Below are 24,162 nucleotides of genomic sequence, written 5' to 3'. Positions count from 1 at the left end.
GGCATTTATTACAATAACTTCACCTCCATTTGAAGGATTAATATCATTTTCACCGAATATATATAATAACTGGGGAAGGATGGGTAAAATACTATCGAGTTAATACTGATGGAGGGGTTTTATTGAGTACAATTATTGACCAGCTACAAGAGATTTATCCAAGCGATTTCGATTTGTATTTGTTTCATGAAGGCACCCTTTATGAAAGCTATAAAATGCTTGGGGCACACATTGTGACAACATTAGGTAATGAAGGAGTACGCTTCACCGTTTGGGCCCCCCATGCCAAGCAAGTTTCAGTAGTCGGTAATTTTAATAATTGGGACGGAAAAGATCATGTGATGAAACGGATCGAGCGTTCAGGTATCTGGGTGTTGTTCGTACCAGGATTACAAGAAGGGGAACTCTATAAATATGAAATACATACACCCGGAAATAAACGCATCCTAAAAGCCGATCCATATGCCTTTTATTCGGAGGTCAGACCAAATACTGCTTCGGTCATTAAAAGGCTGGATAATTTCGAATGGCAAGATTCGAAGTGGATAGCCGATAGGAAAAAGGAAAATATTTATCAAAAACCCATGTCCATTTATGAAGTGCACCCCGGAACCTGGAAACAGAAAGAAGATGGTGAATTTTATTCGTACCGTGAATTGGCTGATAGATTAGTTGAATATGTGATTGATAATAGTTTTACACATATTGAAATCATGGCCATAATGGAACACCCTTTTGATAAATCGTGGGGATACCAGGTCACGGGTTATTATTCCGTAAACAGTAGGTACGGCTCACCGGAAGATTTTAAATATTTAGTTAACCTTTGCCACCAAAAGGGGATAGGTGTAATCCTTGATTGGGTTCCCGCCCATTTTTGTAAAGATGCGCATGGACTTTCCCGTTTTGATGGTACGCCTCTCTATGAACCAATTGATTACACGAGAGCAGATCGCCCGTTATGGGGGACATACAACTTTGATTTTACTAAACCAGAAGTAATCAGTTTCCTTATATCAAATGTAATGTTTTGGATGGATGAATACCATATTGATGGGGTCCGTGTCGATGCGGTATCGTCAATGGTTTACTTGAATCATGATAATCCATTGCCTGTCAAGCTGAAAAACCAGTTTGGCGGTGAGGAAAACCTGGAAGCCATACAATTTTTACAAAAACTTAACGAAGTGGTTTTCAAGAAATATCCCAATGCATTAATGATGGCTGAAGAAGCGACAGACCGGCCACTTATAACTTCGCCTACCGATATAGGCGGCCTGGGTTTTAATTACAAATGGAATATGGGATGGACTAACGATATCCTTCGTTATATGAAACTTGAAACAAATGAAAGGCCATATCATCATAACCTCTTAACATTTTCATTTTTCTATGCTTTTTCAGAAAATTTCGTCTTGCCCTTTTCCCATGATGAAGTGGTTCATGGCAAGAAGTCATTATTGAATAAAATGCCAGGTGACTATTGGCAGAAGTTCGCAAATTTACGGCTGCTTTTTGGGTATTTCATGACGCATCCTGGAAAGAAGCTTCTATTTATGGGAGGTGAATTTGGTCAATTCATAGAATGGAAAGATGAGGAACAATTGGATTGGCTGCTTTTGGAATATGAATCCCACGAAAAGATGGCATATTACTTCCGTACTCTTCAGGACTTTTATAGCCAAACTTCCTCCCTTTGGAGACTGGATCATGTCCAGGAAGGTTTTGAATGGATCGATCCGAACAATAGTGAACAAAGTATCATCACCTTTATGAGAAAAGGTAAACGCAAAGGCGATTATTGCATTGTTGTCTGTAATTTTTCTGCACAGGCTCATGCTCACTATCAAATAGGTGTACCATCCCAAGGCAAATATATAGAAGTTTTCAGCAGTGATTCAGCAGCTTTCGGAGGATCGGGTCAGATCAATGAAGAACCCATTAATGTCAAAAAGATACCATACCATAATCAACCATACAGCATGGAAATAACTGTACCTCCTTTAGGCATTTCAATTTTCATGAAGCAAACAAAAAAAAGACGGGGGAGAGTGACCGAATAATGGGAGCGAAAAAATGGATAGCAATGTTATTGGCAGGAGGCCAGGGTTCAAGGTTAGGTGAATTGACGATTGGTTTGGCAAAACCAGCTGTTCCCTTTGGCGGTAAATATAGAATCATCGATTTTCCATTAAGTAACTGCACTCATTCTGGTATAGATACTGTTGGGGTACTGACCCAATACCAGCCTTTGATTCTAAATGATTATGTTGGTAATGGCAAAGCTTGGGACCTTGATTTGGATGTTGGCGGAGTTTCCGTACTTCCCCCTTATCAAGGGAAAGAAGGCGGTGAATGGTATAAAGGGACGGCAAATGCAGTTTATCAAAATATCCAATACATTGATAACTATGATCCGGAACATGTACTGATTCTCTCTGGTGACCATATTTATAAGATGGACTACAGTAAGATGCTTGATTATCACATCGAAAAAAATGCAGAGGCAACAATAGCGGTCATTCAAGTGCCGTGGCAGGAAGCAAGTCGTTTCGGAATCATGAATACCAATGATGATGATAAAGTCACACAATTTGACGAAAAACCAAAATATCCTAAAAGTAATCTCGCTTCCATGGGAGTTTACCTTTTCAATTGGAAAACGCTAAGACGGTATTTAATCAATGATGAAAAAGACGAAAATTCTTCCAATGATTTTGGCAGCAACATCATCCCAAAAATGCTTGAAGATCGAAAAAAGCTATATGCCTACCGTTTTAATGATTATTGGAAAGATGTTGGAACGGTCGAAAGCCTTTGGCAGGCACATATGGACTTATTGGAGGATACGCCAAATTTCCAGCTGGATGATCAGCAATGGAAAATTTTCGCCCGCAATGCAAATCATCCGCCGCAATATATATCACCGGATGCCGAGGTCAGTCAGTCACTTATCAATGAAGGATGCATGATACATGGGAACATTGAACATTCGGTTTTATCCTATAATGTACAGGTGGGCTATGGGTCAACCATAAAAGATTCAGTCATCATGCCTAATGTCACGATTGGTGAAAACGTTCATATAGAAAGAAGCATCATAGCCAGTAATTGTGTTATAGAAGATGGGGCCGTAGTTGGCAATTCAGCGGTGACATCCGATATTACCTTAATTGGTGAAAATCAGACCATTATCAATCCAAACAAAAAAAAGATCACTCTTAACTAGAAAAAGGGGAAGATGCTATGGAAAATGTGTTGGGTATTATTAATTTAATCAATGAAAGACAACATTTAAAAGATCTGACTGCTCACCGTAATGTAGCATCTGTGCCATTTGGTGGACGCTACCGTTTGATTGACTTTACTATGTCGAATCTCATTAATGCAGATGTATCAAAAGTAGCCGTTTTTCCAAAAGAAAAGTATCTTTCAGTTATGGATCACCTTGGCTCAGGTAAAGAATGGAACTTGGATCGGCGTTCAGGAGGCTTATACATCTTGCCCCCTATCCATCCGGATGAAACGGTAACAGGCGATATGAAGCAATTCTATGATCATCTCAGCTTTTTCGAACGTGCAGAGGCAGATACTGTCATCATTTCCCCAGGAAGCCATGTATGCAAATTGGATTTTAATGAAGTGCTTGATTATCACAAAAAACATAAAGCGGATATCACGATGGTATATAAGGATTATGTAGGGGAATTGATTGAAAAACCAATCTATCACACCTGCTCGGTAGATTCGGATGAAGACATAACTGACATTAGCTTTTATACCATCCCTAGACCTGGTGACCATGTTTGTCTAGAAACTTTCATCATAAGTAAAACGCTATTGGTGAACTTGATCAAAAGCTGTGTTGCCAGTGGGGAATATGACTTTTTGAAAGACGCTGTGAAAGCAAATCTTCATCGTTTTACCGTAAAAGGCTATAACTTTACTGGTGATATGCCATTCATCCATTCCATTGAAAGCTTTCATGCCAGTAATATGAATTTCCTGAACCCTTCGGTAATCCGTTCTTTCTTCGGGGATACATGGGATGTTTATACGAAAATCAAACATGAGGCACCGACCAAATATTCGAGTTCTTCGAAGGTTACCAATTCATTGATAGCCAACGGTTGTGATATTGAAGGGATTGTCGAAAACAGTATACTCTTCCGTGGTGTAAAGGTGAAAAAGGGTGCGATAGTAAGAAATAGCATCATCATGCAAAAAGGCGTGATTGAAGAAGGAGCCATCGTTGAAAATATCATAACTGATAAAGAAGTGAGAGTTACTAGTGAAAAATCAGTAATTGGTTTAAAACAGCCTACTGTAATAAAAAAAGCGGAAGTAATTTAATAGAGGACAGAGGAGGTGCGGCAATGAATGTTGTATTTGCTGCTTCAGAATGCGCCCCTTTTATAAAAACGGGAGGGCTCGGAGACGTAATAGGCGCGCTCCCGAAAGCGCTGAAAAAACAGGGAGTCCATGTAAGTGTCATCCTACCTAAATACGGGGATCTCCCTAACCAATACAAACAGGAATTGGAACATATGACGAGCATTGAAGTTCCTGTTGGTTGGCGCCAGCAATTTTGTGGCATCGAAAAACTTGTTGCTAACGGAATTACATATTATTTTCTGGATAATGAATATTATTTCAAAAGACATGGTAGTTATGGTTTCTTCGATGATGGCGAAAGGTTCGCCTTCTTTTCCCGTGCCATTTTAGAGGCATTACCCTATTTAGAAGAAAAACCGGATGTTATACACTGCCATGATTGGCAAACGGGCCTTGTCAGCGTTTTGAGGAAAGCCCATTATCATAACCATCCATTCTATCAGGATATTAAAACGATATTTACGATACATAATTTACGCTATCAAGGAGTTTATCCAAAAGCTGTTTTAGCTGAATTACTCGATTTGAGTGAGTTATATTTTAATATCGATGGTCTTGAATTTCATGGGAATGTAAGTTATTTGAAGGCCGGTCTAGCTTTTTCTGACATAGTTACAACTGTCAGCCCAAGTTATGCGGAAGAAATTCAGATTCCTTATTTCGGGGAAAATCTGGATGGATTTTTACGTAAGAGAAATGGTGAACTTAAAGGTATTATCAACGGAATCGATTATGAGGAATATAATCCTGCAGCAGATGAACATCTTGCTGTTCCATTCGATTCTTATGAGGGTAAGATGGAGAATAAACGTCAGCTACAGGAATCGCTGGGTCTTCCTGTCAATGATGACGTCCCGGTTTTATCAATGGTAACGAGGCTTGTTGATCAAAAAGGAATAGATCTTGTACTCCATGTTTTTCATGAAATGATGAACCAAGGAGTTCAATTCATTCTTTTAGGTACGGGTGAAGAGCAATATGAATCGGCATTTCGTCATTTAGCTGACCAATATCCAAATCAGGTTTCAGTCCACACATATTTTGATGAGGGGTTGGCTAGAAGGATATATGCAGGTTCTGATTTATTCCTGATGCCGTCACAATTCGAACCATGTGGTATTGGCCAACTCTTGGCACTGCGGTATGGTACACTGCCTTTAGTGAGGGAAACTGGCGGACTTCGTGATACGGTCATACCGTATAATCAATTTACTGGTGAAGGCAATGGCTTCAGCTTTACGAATTATAATGCACACGATATGCTCCATACAATTGAGCAATCCGTTGGTCTGTACAAATTCCAGCCGAAAAGATGGAGGAAAATGGCCGAAAATGCAATGAAGTTAGACTTCAGTTGGACATCATCCTCATCAAAGTATATGGAGCTGTATGAAAGTTTGATTCCTATCATGAAGGGATAATTGGATAGGTAATACACAAAGCACTTGCGAACATTGTTTTCGTAAGTGTTTTGTTTCTTTTACCATCAAATATGGGTATATGTTATTTATATATAAAATATTGCTGTGTAGGAGAATGAAAAGATGAAAAGAAGAAGGATGGAAATTGTATTTTTATTTATTTTAATTGCTTCCGTTTATATGATCCTGTTCACTCAAGTTAGCTTCGATGTGAAGCTATTTTTTATTGGATTATATATTTTGGTCATGTTTATTACCCTATTTTCACTCATGCTCGAAAATAGATTTGCCCACGAGACACTTTTATGGATGTATGTGCTTTTGTTTTTCCCGGTATTTGGATATGTGTTTTATCTATTTTCAGGTCAGCTCTATTTAAAGGGGTATTTATTCCGAAGTAAAAGGAAAAAAGATCGAGAAGAATGGAAGAGTCTTGTTACACAGGTATCCTCTCCAGATTTATCGTTCCTGAATGATCATCAGCAATCTTTCGCAGCTTTTGCCAAAAATGCATCTGAGACCACCATTAGTACATCATCGAAAACGGAAGTATTGAAAAATGGCAACGAAACGTTTACAGAAATCATAAGACAGTTAAAAAAAGCTGAGAAATTCATCCATATAGAATACTATATTTTTCGTTCCGACAGGCTTGGTACTGAAATTATAGATATCCTTATTGAAAAAGCAAAAAATGGTGTGGAGGTTTTATTCATTTTTGATGCGGCAGGAAGCTTAAGCCTATCAAATAATGAAGTTAAACGGATGAAAAATGCAGGAATTAAAGCCTATCCCTTTTCGCCATTGAAACACGGTTTTTTCAATCAAAAATTTAATTTTAGGAATCACCGCAAAATCATCATCATAGATGGGGAAGTTGGCTTTGTGGGAGGTTTAAACGTAGGAGAGGAATATTTAGGCCGAAATAAAAGCATTGGTTTTTGGAGAGATACACATATGGTCCTTAAGGGTGAAGCGGTATATATGCTTCATACCGTTTTCCTTTTGGATTGGGAATATGTCAGCGGTGAAGATGTATTGCAAGGACGTCCAGAATTCACGAATAAAGTGGTACAAGGGGATGGAGCTGTCCAGGTGGTAGCAAGCGGACCTGATACACAACAGGGGATCATGAGTGATTTTTACTATTCACTTATCACGAACGCCACAAAATCAATCTGGATTGCAAGTCCATACTTTGTACCAAATCAAGCGATTAAAGCAGCAATTAAACATGCCGCAATTAAGGGGATACAAGTTAGGGTTATGGTTCCGGCAGTAAATGATGGGTTTTTAACCCAATACGGCAGTCGCTCCTATTTCGGTGAGCTGCTTCAATTCGGCGTAGAGGTTTACTCGTACAAAAAAGGTTTTCTACATCAGAAACTTATTATCGTAGATGGTGATATGGCTTCCATAGGAACCGCAAATATGGATATGAGGAGTCTCCATCTGAATTTTGAAGTGAATGTCTTTCTTATGGGCAGCAGCACCATTGAAGATCTCATCACTCATTACAAAGAGGATATGATGGATAGTGAAAAACTAGATCCTATCGGGTATAACAATCGTGGTTTACTGGAACGTTCAAAAGAATCATTTGCCAGATTGTTTTCGAATGTACTCTAATGGGAAAAAAAGCAGATAAATAGTATAGTAGAAATGTAAAGAAATTAATTGGCCATAAGGAGAATATTAGAGAATATGAAATTGGTTTCCTGGAATGTAAATGGAATTAGGGCTTGTGTTAAAAAAGGATTTTTAGATTACTTTAAAGATGTGGATGCAGATATTTTCTGCCTTCAAGAAACAAAGCTTCAAGAAGGTCAGATTTCACTTGAGTTGGAAGGGTACCATCAATATTGGAATTATGCACTGAAAAAAGGATATTCAGGTACAGCCATTTTCACGAAAGAAAAACCGCTTTCTGTGAAATATGGTGTAGGAGAGCTGGATGAGGAGCCGGAAGGCAGGATCATAACACTGGAATTCGAGAGTTTTTATATGGTGAATGTTTATACCCCAAATGCAAAAAGGGATTTATCCAGACTGGATTACCGTCTCGAATGGGAAGATGAGATGATAAAATATCTTAAGGAATTGGACTTGGTGAAGCCGGTTATCTTTTGTGGCGACCTGAATGTCGCACATCAGGAAATCGACTTAAAAAACCCAAAAACCAATGTAGGGAATTCTGGTTTTACAAATGAAGAACGTGGAAAGATGACTGAATTACTTGATTCAGGGTTTATCGATACATTTCGCCATTTTTATCCAGACCAGGAAGGCTCCTATACTTGGTGGTCATATATGGCAAAAGTCAGGGAGCGGAATATTGGGTGGAGAATCGACTATTTCATTGTTTCAAAACGTCTGGAGGAATCTTTAATAGAGGCAAACATTCACTGCGATGTCATGGGCAGCGATCATTGCCCGGTCGTTTTGGAAACAAACCTCTAAATGGAATAAATTCGGTTAAATGGGGATACTAATGGTTATCCATATTCAACAGGAGGTTTGATTATGAACACATTTATCGTGGGCTTTCATCAAGAAGATAATGTAGACAGCATGCAAGTGCAAAAATTGACGTCGGCTGAGTTTGAAAAAGCAACATCACGCGGATTTCGCAGATTATTTGAACTGGATACAAATATCGGTTATTTCGTATTTTTTGATGCTGAAGATGATGAGGGTGATTTATCCCATCTAGTTTTACAGTATGAAGAAGATAATCAAGATCCAAGTGATTGTTACTCCTTTACTAAAAATGATTTTTATGAATTCATGGCACTTTATTTACAAGGGATGGATGAAGTGGAAGTGGAAGATGATGAAGATGATGACAATGAAGAGTACGGACCAATCCATCATCTTGCCCATTTGATGTTTCATATTGTTGAAGAAGGAAAATCCGTAAAGCCATAATGGCCGAGTAATGAAATGATAGGTACTTGTGAGCTTTGTGACAGGGATGGGATAGAACTGACCATCCATCATTTAACACCTAGAGAATTAGGCGGAAGCCATTTACCGATAGCCTATCTCTGTAAATCTTGCCACAAACAGATCCACGCACTGTATTCAAACCGAGAACTGGCCATCCGACTAAATACCGTGCTTTTGTTAAAAGATGATGAAGCATTAAAAAAATATTTAAAGTGGATTAAAAAACAACCGGTAACGAGGGCAGTGAGAATTAGAAAATCAAAAACGAAATAAAGCAAAAGCCCATCTTAATAAGATGGGCTTTTGCTTTTCATTTTCAGCTTGCTTTATTTTTCAACCGATCCAATAAAAATCCACCTTTAAAATAACGTGGTTCATATGAAATGATGAAAGCCTTAGGTTCAAACTTTTCAACGGTTGCTATCAATTCTTGTTCCCGATTGCGTTTGGTCAAGATTTCCATACGATAACGGTTGCTGTCCCTGCCCTCGCCCGTATAAAGAGTTACACCAAAACCGTTGTTCCTCAATGTATCTACTAAATGTTCATTTTTGGTTTGAGTATTAACGGTTACATTAATAAAACCGATGGCAAGTTTTTGCTCAATTTTCGTACCAAAAATTATTCCGATTCCAAAACCGACTGCATATACAACCATGGCGAGTATGCTTTGGTCACCGCCAAATACGAGGGATAATCCAAAAACGTATATTAACATTTCTGCGATACCCAGAATCGAGGCAAGTATGGTAATATTTTTTACTAAGAAAATGGTTCGCAATGTGTAAATCGGAACATAAATAAGTTGTAATAGTAGAATCAGAAGTATTTCTTTCACTTGAGCACCTCACCAAAATCTTCCAGTTTAATTAGACGTTTCAAATTGGGGATTGTTCATTCCATAAGTAACATCTTCCCTAATATAACCACATCATAATAGGGGAATTCAATGGGGAATATTATGTATTTTTTGTGTCATTTCCATGGACACAGAATTAAAAATCCTATAAGATTTTTCAATATTCTTTTTTTAATTAATTTGGTATCATTATCCTTATAAATTCATATGGGGGAATGATGATGTTTAATTATGATGGACGGATATTCAAAGCTAAAATCAATTCTGAAAATGGAGAAGTATCAGGAAATACTACCTTCCACTATTCACAAGACGGCTCAATTCTTTCAGCAAGTTATCAGGGGGGAGAGATTGTTAAAGGGACTTTAATAGGGCTGGTCAATCTGGATGGAACTCTGGAATTCAGGTATAATCATATCAATGAAAAAGGGGAAATTAGAGGAGGCAGCTGTTTTTCCACCCCTGAAATGCTGCCTGATGGAAGGTTGCGCTTGCATGAAAAGTGGAAATGGTCAGATCTTGAACGGACTGAAGGACATTCCATCATTGAAGAAGTGAGAAAATAACAAACTACTTAGAGGGGTTTGAGGACAATTACTACTATTTGTTTAGTGCGGCATGGTCAAACAGATTGGAATGCACTAGGAAAGCTGCAAGGGCAGACTGATATTCCTTTAAATGAACTTGGAAAGATACAGGCACGGCAATGTGGTGAATTTTTGTCAAAAGATGATTGGGATGTAATTATTACAAGCCCCCTGAAGAGGGCAAGGGAGACGGCGGATATCATTTCGCACTATATTGAAGTACCGGTTATTGAAAAAATGGAATTCATTGAAAAGAATTTTGGCGTCGCTGAAGGAATGACCGCAGCGGAAAGGAAGTCTGCATTCAGGGATAAAGATTATCCTGGTCAGGAAAATCATGAATCTCTACGAAACAGGCTGATGAATGGGCTCCAGGAAATTCAGAAGGAGTATCCTGAGAAGAAAGTTATCCTTGTTGCACATGGAGCCGTCATTCATTTTATTTTACGCTTGATGTCAAATGAGTCAATCGTATCCAACGAAATGCGCTTGTTCAATGCATGTTTGAGTACGATTAGATTCGAAGTTGATTCCTGGATAATTGATGATTTCAATCAAGTGAATCATTTATCTTAGTCCTATTAAGATAGGTTGGATAAAAAGGAAATGGTTGATTGAAAAGCTAATTATAGAAAGAAGGAAATCATGACTAATAAGAAGGCATTGATTTTAGGCGCTACAGGTATGGTAGGCACCCAGTTGGTTAAAGAGCTAGGCAAAAGCAAAATCTATAGTGAAATCCATTTGCTGACAAGAAGGGCACTGAAACTCGCCAATCCCAAATGCATAGGACATGTTGTGGATTTCGATAATTTATCCAAGTATGCCGATTTGTTCAAAGTCACCGATGTGTTCATTTGTTTGGGTACAACTATTAAAAAGGCTAAATCGAAAGAGGCATTTCGTAAAGTGGATTATGACTATGTAATTGAAGCAGCTAGATTGGCAAAGACATCCAATGTTGAAAAAATACTCGTCATTACGGCCATGGGTGCCAATTCCAAATCAAAGTTCTTCTACAGCCGTGTTAAAGGTGAGGTGGAAGATACACTACAACATCTGGCATTGAATACTGTACATATTTTCCGTCCTTCCTTACTTCTTGGAGAACGAAAGGAATTCAGGGCAGGTGAAAAGATTTCTGGGCTGCTAAGTACTTTTGCAAAATTTGTCTTTGTAGGCCTTTTACGTCCATATCGTGCAATAGAAGCAAACAAAGTAGCTGCTGCAATGTACGTTGCAGCCCAAACGACGGCAAAAGGATATCATTTTTATGATTCTGCTGAAATAGAGGAACTTGCACAAAGAGTTACGATTAATAGTGATCATCCGGATAAAATAATAAAAAAATAGATGCAAGTTTCCTATAAAAATGAAGGTTTGGGAAGACCATGCCGACGATATACTGAAAACGAGCCCAAATAGGCTCGTTTTTAAATTCCTAGACAAATTTTAATCCCCCTTAAAAGTAAAAAAAGGAAGTGGAGTGTAAGAAAGGTGGAGAACCAGAAGGTCTTGGTAATAAACAATGCCAAAAGGTTTTTAGTTGTTTCTATAGCTGAGTTAGCTTTTTTGTACTTAACTTTAAAAAATCTTCTGAAATTGCTTCTTGTTTAGTGCTATTCGACTGCTACCGGTTTTGCTACTAATCGTCATAATAATGTCCAATGCACTTTTCTCATCTGTTAGTACGATTGAATCTGTATTAGCTGTTGCAATGATATGCAATTCGCTTCCGTCGTTTTTATAATCATCTTCACTCCTCCATTCAAATTTATGTATATATTTCTTATCATTTAAATAAAGGCTGCTTCAGCAACCTTTATTCATGCTCCATCACCGGGCACTATAATTGAAGCAATAGTACAGTGTGTTCCTTTCAGCTGGTTATCTAAGTAATGAAGCCCTAGACAAAATTGACTTCCTTTTACATTTATAAATTTGAGGAAATGGAGGACAAAGGATTACTATTAATTATTGAAACGTGCCTGTAAAAGGCTCGTTTTAGAGTGTATCAAACTCGAATAAAAGCCAGTTTATCTACATTTTTTTATTTATAAACGTTTCAGTTGATTGGAACGGAAGGTAGGAGACTCCTGAGGTGAAAATAAGTACCTGGAGTGGAAATCAACGTTCAAATCTTCCGGATGAAACTTGATTGTAACAGTGATTTCCACTACAATTTGTAGTGAGAGGTGGAAAAGGATGAATATTAAAAATTTTAAATATGATGAAGTTGGACTGAATCGTTTCTTTGGTCCATTGGAAGCAAATATCATGGAATATTTATGGGATAAAGATGAACAAAGCATTAAAGCGGTTCAACAATCATTGGAACTTGACAAACCTATCAATTTCAACACAGTAATGACCGTCATGAATCGTTTAGTCGAAAAAGGCATTCTTGAAAAGAGGTCTGAAGGAAGGCTTTCATTATTTCGCCCGGTGCAGTCCAAAGAGGAGTTTTTTGAAGAGCAGTCAAAGAAACTGACTGAGAACTTGCTGGATGAATTTGGTGGAGCGGTCATAAGCCATATGCTGGATGCCATGAAAGACGCTGACCAAGGTTTAATTGAAAAATTGGAACAAAAAATTCAATCGTTAAAAAAGGATAAATTATAATGTGGAAGAAAAAGTCTTATTTTGTAATAAGCCTGAGTCTTTTAATTGCCTGTGTAGTATGGTGCCAAATGGGAGCTTTTTTAGTACACATCTTTTTTGGTGTGAATATTAAAGCTAATTTCTTTAAATTTTGTTTTAGTTTATTCAAGGAAGATTCAGTATACTACTTTGTGGTCATCACACTGCTCAGTATAATAATATCCTATAGTATATTAAGCAGCTTATTCAAAATTGCTGAGCAATTTTTCTTATCCAGAAGGTTTAAACAAAAGCTTTTTCTTTCAAAAAACGTTGATATGACAAGGAATGTAAATGAAACATTCAATCGGGACAACAATGATATCTTGGTTGTGAACGCTGAACAGCCTCTTGCGTTTACGCTTGGTTTCAGGCGGCCTTTCATTGTGTTCAGCACGGCTTTAATTCAATTACTGGACTTTGATGAACTAGAAGCGGTAGTGGAGCATGAAGCTTTTCACCAAAAGAAATATGATCCACTGGTCATCTTTATTTTACAGTTGATTTCAAATGCGTTATGGTTTGTCCCACTGACAAAATGGTGTCATAAAAATTACAAAATAATAAGTGAATTATCAGCCGACGAAAATGCGATTCATAAAATGGGGACTGAATTAGGAATAAGTGCCGCTTTATTGAAGTTAATTAAACATGGGTGCACTGATAAATCCTCTCCTGTCCTTGTTTATTTCTCGAATGAATCAGTTAACTATAGACTACAGCAATTAATTGATCCCCATAAAACGATTCCTTTAAGGGCTGAAACTACCACGATTTTTGTTTCCATTTATGTTTTGGTTATCCTTATAGGAATGACGATAGTGATTGTCTGATGACTTTCACTTGATTTTTTTACCACTTTACACTACACTTTGTAGTGTTAAATAAAAAAAGGAGATGTGTCATGAATAAACAAGAAATCGGTACCTTTTTATTAAGAGTTATGTTGGGAATTTCTTTTTTCTTGCATGGTTTGTCAAAATTCAAAGGTGGATTGGAAAACACTTCAGGGTGGTTTCAAAGTATAGGCATTCCGGGATTCATGGCCTATGTAGTCGGTATGATTGAATTGGTTGGAGGAATTGCTTTAATAATAGGCCTTGGAACAAGAATAATTTCTGCGCTACTTGTATTCATCATGGCTGGTGCAATTGTTTATGTGAAATTCCCAGCAGGTTTTATGGGGAATGGAGAAGGCTCAGGGTATGAACTGGATCTAGTTCTTATGATTATTGCCCTTCACTTGGTATTGAATGGAAGCCGCTTCCTGTCTATAGACTCTAAGTTACCAAAACTTAAAAAAACACAGGATTCCGAAATGATAGCAGGTTAATAACATTAAGCGACATTACAAAAATTCAAACACTTTTTAAGCAGTCTTGAGGCATGATCCCGTTAATCTACTAGGGTCATGCCTTTTACATTTCACCTATTCTTATTTGAAATGCTTCATGATTTGAAAGCCACTAATAAAAGAAGTTTTCCATGACTGCTATAACGTGACATACTTTGACAATACATCAAGAACCTTGGAATTTTCAATTCAACATTTAAAAAAATTTGATAGTTTTCAGTAAATTTCTGTTGACGAACGCATGTTCTGTGTTATAAAATTCAATCATGGGTAATAATGGTATAGTGATTATTGCCATTGACAGTTCAAAAGCAAGCTTGGAAATTTCCCAAGCTTAGTAAAAAATCAGAGCAAAAGGAGTTATTAAATTATGACCATGCGATTATCTCCATATTTAATGATGAACGGAAATGCGAAGGAGGCGATCCAATTTTATGAAAAAGCATTGGATGCAAAAGTCCTCTTTAATCAAACTTTTGGAGAAATGCCAGAAAATCCTGAATTTCCTCTGCCAGAAGAAGCAAAGGATCTTGTTGCACACGCAATGTTAAAGGTTGGGGAAACGGACTTCATGTTTTCGGATACGTTTCCAGGTCAAACCAGTCAATCTGGAGATCAAGTCACGATCTGCATTTCAATTAACGAAATTGAAAAATCAAAACGGATCTTTGAAACTTTGTCGCAAGGTGGAGAAGTGAAAATGCCTCTACAGGAAGCTTTTTTCAGCCCTGCTTATGGGATTGTAACAGACAAATTCGGTGTAACCTTTCAAATTTATACAGAGGGTGAAAAATAAATTTTTCTAGTTAAAAATAGAAGCTGTGTTGGTGAATAGTTGCAGCTGTAATTTGTGAATAAAAAAATCTCGATTTCTCGCTAATATCACTGAGAGATAGGGATTTTTTTACTATGACCCTTATCTCATTTCATAGGGCATCAAAAGACCCCCATGGTAGCTTATAAGATAACATCACGTTTATATCTTATGTAGTCGCCCATTCTCACTGTCCCTGGTTTCTGGATCCTATCTGAATGTATATATTCCAATTAACTCCACTATTGATATCATGATTACGTAGTTACTGAAAACTTTTTCTTCCACACTTTTAAATTTGATACATTATCGTTATCTCCCTGTGATATTCGTCATATATTCTTCATCAATTTGTTCTTTGTTTAGAAAATGGCTATGCTATTATTTAAAACATTGACATACAAATCAGGCTCCTTATTTGTAAAATTCTCCATTTTTAAAGGTACTATCATATCATTCAAGTAACATTTCATTACGTAATAAGGGGAAAGGGGGAACAATGTGAACACAGATCAAGCTTTCGACCTGTTAAAGGATGCAGGAGTAACAGAAAGCAGTAGTATACAAACTGTTAGACGCTGGCTTCGTGAAGGTAAGATTAAATATGAGGGAGGTAACGGGAATAGGAAAACTGGATACTTAATGGATGACGCAGATCAAGCATTTGAAATGTTAAAAGATGCAGGAGTAACAGAAAGTAATAGTGTACAGACTGTCAGGCGCTGGCTTGGCGAAGGTAAGATTAAATACGCGGGGAACGGAAAGAGGAGCACCGGATACATAAGCGATGACACAGCTTCAAAGCTGGCTATAAATGATATGATAAAGCAAAATAAGGACGAAATCATACACCGATTAAAATTAAAAATACAAGCTCAAGAAAAGCATATAGAAGGTATCGAAGAGCTTCATGAGACTGCAAAAAGAATATTGATTCAGCAAAGGGATATGTTCAAAAAGGAAGTTGCGATTCTAAAGAATGAGAAAAAAGAATTGCAGAATGAGTCAAAGGATCTATTAAAAGAAAATATTGAATTAGGTAATGAATTGATAAAATTAAAAGAAAAAATCAGAAACAATTACATGATTGACTCCACTACCTTATCAAATGATTATAGTGAAAAATTAGGGCTCTCTAAAATGGCGAGCGATAAAGAAGTATTGGCAGAATATAAAGGGTTACTAAAAATAACTCATCCAGACCATAATGGCAATGCGAAGGTATTTCATTACATTAAGACTGATTACGATAATTTTAGAAAGAGCAGCAAAGGTAAATGAATAGTGAATGCTTGCAATGATGTTTTTACATCAAACCTAAAGACAAACCTAGGGTAAAGCGTAATTTGAAACATTGATGATTATTTTTTGTTTGGCGATTTTATTTTTAAATGAACGAATAGGTGCCTTTGTTCATAAGGCACCTAAAATTGAGGCTATTAAAGTCTATCGTTTACACATCATGAGCGGCTACTTTGTCTCCTCATCCATTGTGTTGCAACCCATTTTTCCCCAGTGATAACGGGCGCCCCACCGTGTAAGGTTAGTTCGTTTAGGTTTTTATCGTTGTAGAAATATTCGAAATACACAGCCATTCCCTTTCGCGGGAATACTGAAAAATTCAATTTAGGAAAAAAAGTTTCCCCTCCATGCTCCACATCATTTAAGTACAAGATGATTGTGCTAATTCTATTATTTTTTGCTGCATTACTTGAAGATGTAAAAAAATCAAAATGAGCTTTATACTCTTGTCCAGGATTGTATTTAAGAATTTGAATACCCTCTCCATGTTCAACGGGTATATTCATGATTGTTGATATCCTTTTTTCAATTTTGGTAATGATGTCATTTTCATTTTCTTGAAAAAACATACTGCTGCTTGTTCTTATCTCATTTACTTCGTGCGTAACTCCAATTTTGGAACGATTCATTTTGTCTTTTGACAATTCAATAAGTTTGTCACATTCATCGTCACTCAAAACATTTTCTAAAACAGCAATTAGAGGTTCTTCTAATCTAGCAACTACATTGATTTCTCTGTCTTCCGTTTTGATTTTATTTCCAATATGATTAAAAATCGTTTGTTCTTTACTTGTTTTATTATCCACTGTCAACTTTCATCGACTCCCAAAAGAATGAATTTTCAGAACAAAAAGTTTGGATTATTCTGTAAGCGTTTTCCTATGTTAATTATACCATGACATTGTTATGTATCTGTTACTTATTTCCGTCGACAAGTAAAAATTACTGTATGAACTGGCGCTTGACTATAGCAAACTTTAATCTTTTACATAAAATATAGGAAGCTCACAATATGAACAAGTCTTTTTGCATAGATTTTTCATGTGTGTATTTTCACTAAAACCCTTACGCGAATTTTTCTTTCTGATCAAATAAGAGTAAAAATGATGCTTACTAGTTCTCATTTTTGTGAAAGGTATATCATTCCACCTTTATTATAGAAGGGTTTATATAATCTATTCTCTTAACCTTATAATCAAAGACGTTTCCTTTCGGAATGTGCACAATGATAAGGGGACGGAGGTTTATCACTAAAAAGCTTAGAGAAAAAGAAACAAAGAATAAAAAGCAATAGTACGATAGCGAATGTGAAGGAGTGATCGAAAGTGGAGGACTTTAAATCTATCTTTGTAACTGAAGGAATTAAAAAAGTGGATGTCATAAAAAATCCAACTTTGTTTCCATTGATTGGAAATGGAGCGCAAGGGGCCGTTTTTAAAATTACTTCAATCAAATGTGTGAAAATTTGTGCAAAACCAGAATATGCGGCTATAGAGGGGAATGTATTAAAAATGGCACAGGAGTCACCCACTATTCCACGGCTTTATGAAGTGGGGCATAACTATATTATTATGGAATATCTCGAAGGGCCAACTTTATTTCAGTATTTAGAATCTGGGGGGATCCTATCCGAAAATTTGATGGGGCAAATTCTTTTTGTGCTCAATGAAATGAAGCGTTTAAAGTTTACCAGAATGGATGCCGATTTACGCCACATTATTGTCACTAAGGAAGAGGAATTAAAAGTAATAGATCATTATAGCTCCTATACAAGGATTCGAAACAAGCCAGAGTTGATATTCAAAGGTTTAAAGAAGTTGGGACTATTACCATTGTTCTTGGAAAAGTTAAAAGAAATGGATCCCGAATCCTATATGGAATGGAAAGATTTATAAATAAAAAAAGTACCTCCTTTAAAGCAAAAGGTACTTTTTTCTATGGAAAAAACCAGCGTTATTATTTGGGATTGTTATGATGCTGGATGATACGTTCTACGATATCAGGCAATTTATTTTTCTGTTCTAAAAGAAACTTGTAGAGAGCATCTCTGTCCTTCGTTTTGACATTCCACTCTTTAGGGATGGATTCTATTACTTGATAGATCGATTTGTTCGGCAATTTCTCTATTTTTTCAATAAACGATGTAAGCTCTTTGTTATCATCGAGAAGAGAGAAGGCCCATTTATAAAAAGGCCAATGGTAGTTATAAACCGGTGTTTCACTTAGCGTTTGAGCAGACCATTGGTAGCGTCCTGGAAAAACCCTGCCATGATCAATCATATGGACATAATAGCCCCCATCACTGAGATTTTCCAAAATGACATTCATCGTACCTCGGTCAGAGTTATTCACCCATTGGTCGAATACCGTTATACCGGCAAGCATATCTCGGTTTTTAACATCCGTCTTTGTGGGAGGATTTTCTCTAACATTCTCGAAAACGGTACTGTTTTTAATAAAAACACAGCCATATTGGTATCCAGATCTATAATTGTGTTCAGTGGATTGTAATTCAGGCGTTTTCTTGATGAATTCTTCCGGTATATATACAAGGTCAAATGGGATAACGGGAAGTGAAAGGAGCTCGGCCAACTTTCCAATCAGGTATTCATTGACCACTTCTTTTTCCCTGCCTTTCTTAGTATCAAACCACTTCACGACATATTCTTTACCATCGCTGAAAAGAATGACATGTGCGGTTCCGCCCCTTAATGTTTGTACATATCGAACTGGATATTTTGTCATATCACTTTGTCTCCTTTAAAAATATTTGTCTAGCTTTTTTTCATTTTCACCTTATCTTTTTTATTAACATTATTGAATTCTGGATTGATTGATGAAATTGGTTATAAGGTTCGGTAAATGACTTTTCTTTACTAAAAAAAATTTGTACAGCGCTTCACTTTCTCCTTTTGGACTCCCCACTCTACAGGGAAGGATTAGGTAAAGTTAATTCTTATGGGAAGGAATACAAATGATGTTAAATCCCTTCATTTATCATAGAGAAGGCCATTGGGTAAGTTTCTTTGGAAGTGATACAGTACCTGGGAACGCATTTTGCATACTCAATATCACCCGAGTCCTGGGCCAAACATATGGACAAAATGGGCGCCTTCACTAAGTTCTAGTAGAGTTTTCAATAATAAACACGAATATTGGCATCTGAACTAAATTTGTATTTTTGGAATGTAACTTGGGAGTATTTTTATGATTTCGTCTTGGGTATTACTAGTCCGAAGAGGACAAAAGGAAGGGAAGGAACATGTTTATACGAGCTCAACGACCCATAGTTCCCATGTCAATTAACCCCGTTATTTTTTTCTATTAAGCTGTATAGCCGTTGTTGTTCGATAATTTGTTTATTCAAATCGAAATTTTCATCAATTACCTGTCTTGCACTTCTGGTATATCTCTTCCATACTCTTGGATGACTCAGGAAATATTTTAGACCTTGAGACAATTTTAAATCATCTTTCTCAGGAACAAGGTAACCTGTTTTTTTATGCTCAATCAATTCCGGAATCCCACCGTGAAAGGTGGAGATGACTGGTAAACCGCTTGCCATGGCTTCTTTTAATGCATTTGGAATCCCTTCTACATCGCCATCTTCGCCTGTTTCACTGGCGAGGCAAAAGAGATGCGAGTCACTTAATTCCTTAGAAATTTGGTTAGAATCCATTGGCCCCCTAAGAAAAACGCGTTCGTTTAATTGATTTTCATCAATGAAAACTCTTATCTTCTCTTCATCTTTACCTGTCCCAATGATGTGCAGTGTCGTTCTTGGGTATTCCTGATGAATCCGTTGAAAGGCCTTCAAAAGCGTAAGGAATCCTTTTTTCTCGACAAGTCTGGCAACAGACAATATTCGAATTTCTCCTTCCTTAGGCAGGGAACGTTGGACATATGGGTATAGATCTAAATTTAGACCGCCATATAATACATGTATCTTATCTTCTTTAAACCCTAATTTTTTTAATTCATCTGCCAAGAAATGGCAAACTGTAAAACAAGCAGCTCCATGTTTTACTAAATTTTGATATCGGAGGACATTTTTGCGAAACCGCTTATATGTTTGAGTGGAGGAATCACGCCCTCGAAAATGAACAACCAAAGGTATATCATACTCAATAGCTGCTGGTAATATATCGATGGAATGTTTCCCCTGATGAGCGTGAATCGCGACGACATTCTGCTCCTTAAAGAAGGCTCCAAGGTCTTGAATTTCGTTCAAATTATAATAGTGTTCAAACTGATATTGAACATTGTCGCAATTTGGGTAAGGTCCTATAACAATAGGACGATATTGATCCAGCATAATGATTTGATTGTACATAAATCCTTGATTGATTTTTATAGGTTCTCTAATGTAAAAAGCGATTGTCTTCACTATTTCAATCCCTTTCTTCTATCTAAAATCAAATTTTCGATAAAACTTTGAAATATTTGGCGATCTCGTTCAGAAAGATCATTCGGAAAAGCGGACCATTTAAAAAATTGTACTTTTTGTATTTCTATATCATCAGGTTTTAAATCTCCGCTGAGTATTTCTTCGGTAACGTAAGCAATGTTGACTGAAAAGTATTGATCACCATTAGGCAGCTTCGTAAAATAGTCCTTCCCTGAAAAAACGCCAATTAATTGAAGGTTTCCGATGTTAATTCCTGTTTCCTCCAAAATTTCACGTCTGCATGCCTCTTCCGCAGATTCTCCTAATTCGATGAAGCCGCCCGGCAATTTCCACATTTTTTCGGATTGTACCATTAGAAAACGGCTGTTCTGATCGATAACCAAAACGGTGACCCCAGTAAGTATCAAAGCTCTAGTTCCAACGAGAGCACGTAAATCTTCAATGTACCCCATCTCAAGTCCCCTTTCTGATATTTTCTGGTTAATCCACTTTTATAGTAAATGCAAAATGGAAAAGATTTGAAACGGACAAGTACATATATTTGTTTGTTTTTTGTAAAATTCTTATTTGTATGTGTATGAGCATAAGAATCTGAAGAAATGCTAGGAAAGGCTTTCCTTAAGAACTCAATAAAAGAAGGTATGACTTAATTTTATGAAAAAGTGTTATTATCCTAAAGCAACTATTCGATGATTTCATAGTATAGATATTATGGTTATTAATAAGTAGCAAAGAGGTGGTAGATCAGATGAATGATTTTAAATTAATTAGGGTTGAAAGAATTGAAAAGAACGGTAAAAAGGAACTTCTTATTCATAATCCAACCACATTAAAACTAATTGGGGCAGGAAGTCAAGGTGCAGTTTTTCAGCTTGATGAAGATATTTGCGTAAAACTCTATGTCAATCCAAATGCAGCAACTAAAGAGGGGAAAGCACTTGAAGCAGCTAAGGATACTCATATTGTTCCGAGGTTATATGAAGTCGGACCAAACTATGTAATTATGGAATATTTAAAAGGTCCTAATCTAAAAGATTTTTTGAAAGGGAAGCAAGATATTCCCGAATCGATTACAGAACAAATCATAATGATTCGAAAGGAACTGAAGAGAGTTGGATTTATTAGAATCAAGACCTCAATCGGACATTTTGTTGTAACAAAGGGAAATGTGCTGAAAGCAATCGATCATTCAGATGGCCTCACAATGAATGATCCATATAATCCAAAGATGTTTCGTGATTTAAAGAAATTGGGGTTATTGGATACTTTCCTGAAACAAGCAAAGAAAATCGATCCTGAATCGTATGAAGAATGGCAAAAAAATATCGACTTCAATGCGGTATAGGAAACCAAACCGGTATAAATGAGAATATGCGAAATTTTGGGCTGGCCAGTATCGCTAAAAGTGCATGATAATTGCCTACAAAACCAATTATGTTGTACAAGCAGGGAAATTCAACAGAGGAAAGTCGAACCCTAAACATAAAGGAGTTCGACTTTTTAGTTTGGAATTCTCCAGACTCTAAAATTCGCAATATGGGCGGAAATGCATTATTTCTCCCGTTCCTAAAAGTGCACGTTCGGCATTTATTAGGACAAATTACAATATTCGTAAAACCATTTTTACAACCAGATAACGATTTTTCCTTATTAAAGTGGTTTTTTTATTTTTTTTTGATGATGGTATAAGTTTAACGTCTATACATGACAAACGCTCAGTCATTCAAAGGCGTGTTGAATAACTATAGAAAGAAAGTGATGGTTATTTATCTATGAAAGATCTGTCTATGCAAATAAAAAAATCGGAAACCACATGTATGGTTTCCTAAACTAAAATGAGGTGAATCATTTTCAAACATCCCTAAATTTGATACCAAACATTTAGATTAAGACTGCTTAAACTGTACCATTTTTTGGGCTTCCATTACTCTTGAAGTATAGACCAGAATGATTACGATGGATCAGTTGTTGTCCCGACACAATAAATTACAGTACATTGCTATCATTATGATCGGCAACGGCAACACAATCATGTCGACAATACTAAGAAATAGTGAAATAGCCTATCTCCGATTGTCCATATACTGATTCTGCAACAAAAGTTATTTGAAACATAAAAAGGTGAAAGTAATTTCAATTGGGAAGACGATTTTTCCAACTACACAATATGTAATACAATGTGCCTCCATAACCAATAAATAGTGAAAAGGGTGGGAACCTAATGGGTAAAAATGATCAAACAGATAATCACAAGGAAGACAACAGGAAAAAATATAACCATATATTAGAAAATATTCAAGGCCAACTCCAACTCCAAGAACAAAAACAGAAGGATCTTCAGGTTCAACTTCAGAATCAATTAATTAAACAACAAAATGATACTTTAAATAAAATCTTACAAGAAATAACGAAGATTTCACAACCACTGGAAAAAATTCAAGACCAACTCCAACTCCAAGAACAAAAACAGAAGGATCTTCAGGTTCAACTCCAGAATAAATTATCTAAACAACAAGATGAGCATTTAGATAAAGTCTTACACGAAATATCGAAGCGTTCACTGCCACTAGAGAAAATTCAAGACCAACTCCAACACCAAGAAGAACAACAGAAGGAACTTCAGATTCAACTTCAGAATCAGTTAATTAAACAACAAGATCAAACTTCAGATAAAATCTTGCAAGAAATAACGAAGATTTCACAACCACACCCCCCCTTATTAAAATCACCTTTTAGCATAATCGATACCCTTGATTTAGATGTAGAAAAAAAGGCGCAAATTGCGATGTTTATAGCAAATAGCAGTAAAAGTAATAATAAAGAAGATGAAACTCAATAAAGAAGAGGCTGTTAAAGCCTCTTCTTCTTTATTTGAAAACAAGTTCATTTTCATCGGATTTCGGTGCACAGTAGTTGCCATACGTCGAAACTAGACGAAGGTTGCAAATGGAGCGAAATGATTCATTAGAATTGTATCCAATATGCTAAGTTTTGCTCTTCACGTACAAAGAAAGTAAAAGTGTTGCAATAGCCTCTAAAAGGATGATTAGTGTTGTTGCTTTAGGAGTGAAATTCCTTAACTATATCCATTCAACATAGATCGAATTCTTATTAAAAATGGATGGGGTTAAAAAAACCTCCCCTTTCATTTGAAAATTCCCACCTCAAAATCATGAATACAGTCCGTCATATATTTTAAAATGGCTGTTTTCACATACTTTGTTGCTATTTACCAAGTAGTGAGGTGTGGTTGATTTCCCCTCCAGATGCTCGCTTTCCGCGGGGCGGGCGGTGAGCCTCCTCGGCGTAAACGCCTGTGGGGTCTCACCTGTCCCGCTGCTCCCGCAGGAGTCTCGCACTTCCGCTCCAATCAACCTTAAATAGTTTCGTTTTAAAAACAACAATCTTTACGAAAAGAGCCTTTGTTTAAAAT

Annotated in this window: 24 protein-coding genes; 19 read left to right on the top strand and 5 right to left on the bottom strand. The window is 36.7% G+C overall.

Annotated elements, in window-relative coordinates; translation table 11 throughout:
• The first annotated feature begins 122 nt into the window (after positions 1–122).
• The 8 genes from glgB (at position 123) to J7I96_RS16935 (ending at position 9,038) form a co-directional block, all read left to right on the top strand.
• Positions 123–2,063, top strand: a complete 1,941-nt coding sequence (glgB, locus tag J7I96_RS16970) for a 1,4-alpha-glucan branching protein GlgB (protein ID WP_214772840.1) — start codon at positions 123–125, stop codon at positions 2,061–2,063.
• Complete coding sequence (locus tag J7I96_RS16965; protein ID WP_053535126.1) at positions 2,063–3,229, top strand: glucose-1-phosphate adenylyltransferase; 1,167 nt, start codon at positions 2,063–2,065, stop codon at positions 3,227–3,229. The genes glgB and J7I96_RS16965 overlap by 1 nt, the downstream gene beginning before the upstream one ends.
• 17 nt (positions 3,230–3,246) lie before the next feature.
• Positions 3,247–4,353 carry a glucose-1-phosphate adenylyltransferase subunit GlgD gene (gene glgD / locus J7I96_RS16960; RefSeq protein ID WP_214772841.1) on the top strand — a complete coding sequence of 369 codons (1,107 nt, stop codon included), beginning with the start codon at positions 3,247–3,249 and terminating at the stop codon, positions 4,351–4,353.
• Between the two features lie 23 nt (positions 4,354–4,376).
• Positions 4,377–5,816, top strand: coding sequence for a glycogen synthase GlgA (gene glgA, locus J7I96_RS16955; RefSeq protein WP_214772842.1), 1,440 nt, complete (start codon positions 4,377–4,379; stop codon positions 5,814–5,816).
• A gap of 123 nt (positions 5,817–5,939) precedes the next feature.
• Positions 5,940–7,445 carry a cardiolipin synthase gene (cls, locus tag J7I96_RS16950; protein ID WP_214923035.1) on the top strand — a complete coding sequence of 502 codons (1,506 nt, stop codon included), beginning with the start codon at positions 5,940–5,942 and terminating at the stop codon, positions 7,443–7,445.
• Positions 7,446–7,520: 75 nt separating this feature from the next.
• Positions 7,521–8,276, top strand: coding sequence for an exodeoxyribonuclease III (locus J7I96_RS16945; RefSeq protein ID WP_214772844.1), 756 nt, complete (start codon positions 7,521–7,523; stop codon positions 8,274–8,276).
• 63 nt (positions 8,277–8,339) lie between these two features.
• Positions 8,340–8,744 carry a cytosolic protein gene (locus tag J7I96_RS16940; protein ID WP_214772845.1) on the top strand — a complete coding sequence of 135 codons (405 nt, stop codon included), beginning with the start codon at positions 8,340–8,342 and terminating at the stop codon, positions 8,742–8,744.
• A gap of 15 nt (positions 8,745–8,759) precedes the next feature.
• Positions 8,760–9,038 (top strand): HNH endonuclease, encoded by a 279-nt coding sequence (locus tag J7I96_RS16935; protein ID WP_214772846.1) that lies wholly within the window; start codon positions 8,760–8,762, stop codon positions 9,036–9,038.
• Positions 9,039–9,081: 43 nt separating this feature from the next.
• On the opposite strand, the gene J7I96_RS16930 is transcribed toward J7I96_RS16935, so the two are convergent.
• A complete protein-coding gene (locus J7I96_RS16930; protein ID WP_034306915.1) occupies positions 9,082–9,603 on the bottom strand; it encodes a DUF2179 domain-containing protein in 522 nt (173 codons plus the stop codon).
• 242 nt (positions 9,604–9,845) lie between these two features.
• On the opposite strand from J7I96_RS16930, the gene J7I96_RS16925 reads away from it, so the two are divergent.
• From J7I96_RS16925 to J7I96_RS16890, 8 genes are all read left to right on the top strand, one after another.
• Complete coding sequence (locus J7I96_RS16925; RefSeq protein ID WP_214772847.1) at positions 9,846–10,190, top strand: avidin-fold protein; 345 nt, start codon at positions 9,846–9,848, stop codon at positions 10,188–10,190.
• A 27-nt stretch (positions 10,191–10,217) separates the two neighbouring features.
• Positions 10,218–10,787 carry a histidine phosphatase family protein gene (locus J7I96_RS16920; RefSeq protein ID WP_214772877.1) on the top strand — a complete coding sequence of 190 codons (570 nt, stop codon included), beginning with the start codon at positions 10,218–10,220 and terminating at the stop codon, positions 10,785–10,787.
• Between the two features lie 69 nt (positions 10,788–10,856).
• The gene (locus tag J7I96_RS16915) at positions 10,857–11,564 is read left to right on the top strand and encodes an oxidoreductase (protein ID WP_214772848.1); all 708 of its coding nucleotides are present in this window, start codon (positions 10,857–10,859) and stop codon (positions 11,562–11,564) included.
• Positions 11,565–12,416: 852 nt separating this feature from the next.
• Positions 12,417–12,833 carry a BlaI/MecI/CopY family transcriptional regulator gene (locus J7I96_RS16910; RefSeq protein ID WP_048680873.1) on the top strand — a complete coding sequence of 139 codons (417 nt, stop codon included), beginning with the start codon at positions 12,417–12,419 and terminating at the stop codon, positions 12,831–12,833.
• Positions 12,833–13,684, top strand: a complete 852-nt coding sequence (locus J7I96_RS16905) for a M56 family metallopeptidase (RefSeq protein ID WP_214923033.1) — start codon at positions 12,833–12,835, stop codon at positions 13,682–13,684. Before J7I96_RS16910 ends, J7I96_RS16905 begins: the two co-directional genes overlap by 1 nt.
• 71 nt (positions 13,685–13,755) lie before the next feature.
• The gene (locus tag J7I96_RS16900; protein WP_214772850.1) at positions 13,756–14,184 is read left to right on the top strand and encodes a DoxX family protein; all 429 of its coding nucleotides are present in this window, start codon (positions 13,756–13,758) and stop codon (positions 14,182–14,184) included.
• A 391-nt stretch (positions 14,185–14,575) separates the two neighbouring features.
• Positions 14,576–15,001, top strand: coding sequence for a VOC family protein (locus J7I96_RS16895; protein ID WP_057277574.1), 426 nt, complete (start codon positions 14,576–14,578; stop codon positions 14,999–15,001).
• Positions 15,002–15,520: 519 nt separating this feature from the next.
• A complete protein-coding gene (locus tag J7I96_RS16890; protein ID WP_214772851.1) occupies positions 15,521–16,300 on the top strand; it encodes a hypothetical protein in 780 nt (259 codons plus the stop codon).
• A gap of 179 nt (positions 16,301–16,479) precedes the next feature.
• Here the strand turns inward: J7I96_RS16890 and J7I96_RS16885 are convergent, their stop codons facing one another.
• Positions 16,480–17,133: a 2OG-Fe(II) oxygenase gene (locus J7I96_RS16885; protein WP_214772852.1), complete on the bottom strand. Its 654-nt coding sequence runs from the start codon at positions 17,131–17,133 to the stop codon at positions 16,480–16,482.
• 513 nt (positions 17,134–17,646) lie between these two features.
• Here J7I96_RS16885 and J7I96_RS16880 point away from each other — a divergent pair.
• A complete protein-coding gene (locus tag J7I96_RS16880) occupies positions 17,647–18,216 on the top strand; it encodes a protein kinase family protein (protein WP_214772853.1) in 570 nt (189 codons plus the stop codon).
• A 61-nt stretch (positions 18,217–18,277) separates the two neighbouring features.
• On the opposite strand, the gene J7I96_RS16875 is transcribed toward J7I96_RS16880, so the two are convergent.
• The 3 genes from J7I96_RS16875 to J7I96_RS16865 form a co-directional block, all read right to left on the bottom strand.
• A complete protein-coding gene (locus J7I96_RS16875; protein ID WP_214772854.1) occupies positions 18,278–19,066 on the bottom strand; it encodes a HipA family kinase in 789 nt (262 codons plus the stop codon).
• Positions 19,067–19,619: 553 nt separating this feature from the next.
• Complete coding sequence (locus J7I96_RS16870) at positions 19,620–20,708, bottom strand: glycosyltransferase (protein WP_311315189.1); 1,089 nt, start codon at positions 20,706–20,708, stop codon at positions 19,620–19,622.
• Complete coding sequence (locus J7I96_RS16865) at positions 20,708–21,181, bottom strand: NUDIX hydrolase (RefSeq protein WP_057277580.1); 474 nt, start codon at positions 21,179–21,181, stop codon at positions 20,708–20,710. Before J7I96_RS16865 ends, J7I96_RS16870 begins: the two co-directional genes overlap by 1 nt.
• Positions 21,182–21,477: 296 nt before the next feature.
• Here J7I96_RS16865 and J7I96_RS16860 point away from each other — a divergent pair, with 296 nt between their 5' ends.
• Both J7I96_RS16860 and J7I96_RS16855 read left to right on the top strand, forming a co-directional pair.
• Entirely contained in the window at positions 21,478–22,074 is a 597-nt protein-coding gene (locus J7I96_RS16860; protein WP_214772855.1) for a serine/threonine protein kinase, read from the top strand.
• 876 nt (positions 22,075–22,950) lie between these two features.
• Complete coding sequence (locus tag J7I96_RS16855) at positions 22,951–23,568, top strand: hypothetical protein (protein WP_214772856.1); 618 nt, start codon at positions 22,951–22,953, stop codon at positions 23,566–23,568.
• The last annotated feature ends 594 nt before the right edge of the window (positions 23,569–24,162 follow it).

Origin of the sequence: Bacillus sp. ISL-78 (assembly GCF_018613455.1) — a bacterium.
In the GTDB taxonomy this organism is placed as follows: domain Bacteria; phylum Bacillota; class Bacilli; order Bacillales; family DSM-1321; genus Peribacillus; species Peribacillus frigoritolerans.
Note: the sequence above shows the minus strand (reverse complement) of the source record. Positions and strands in the feature narration are given on the sequence as shown.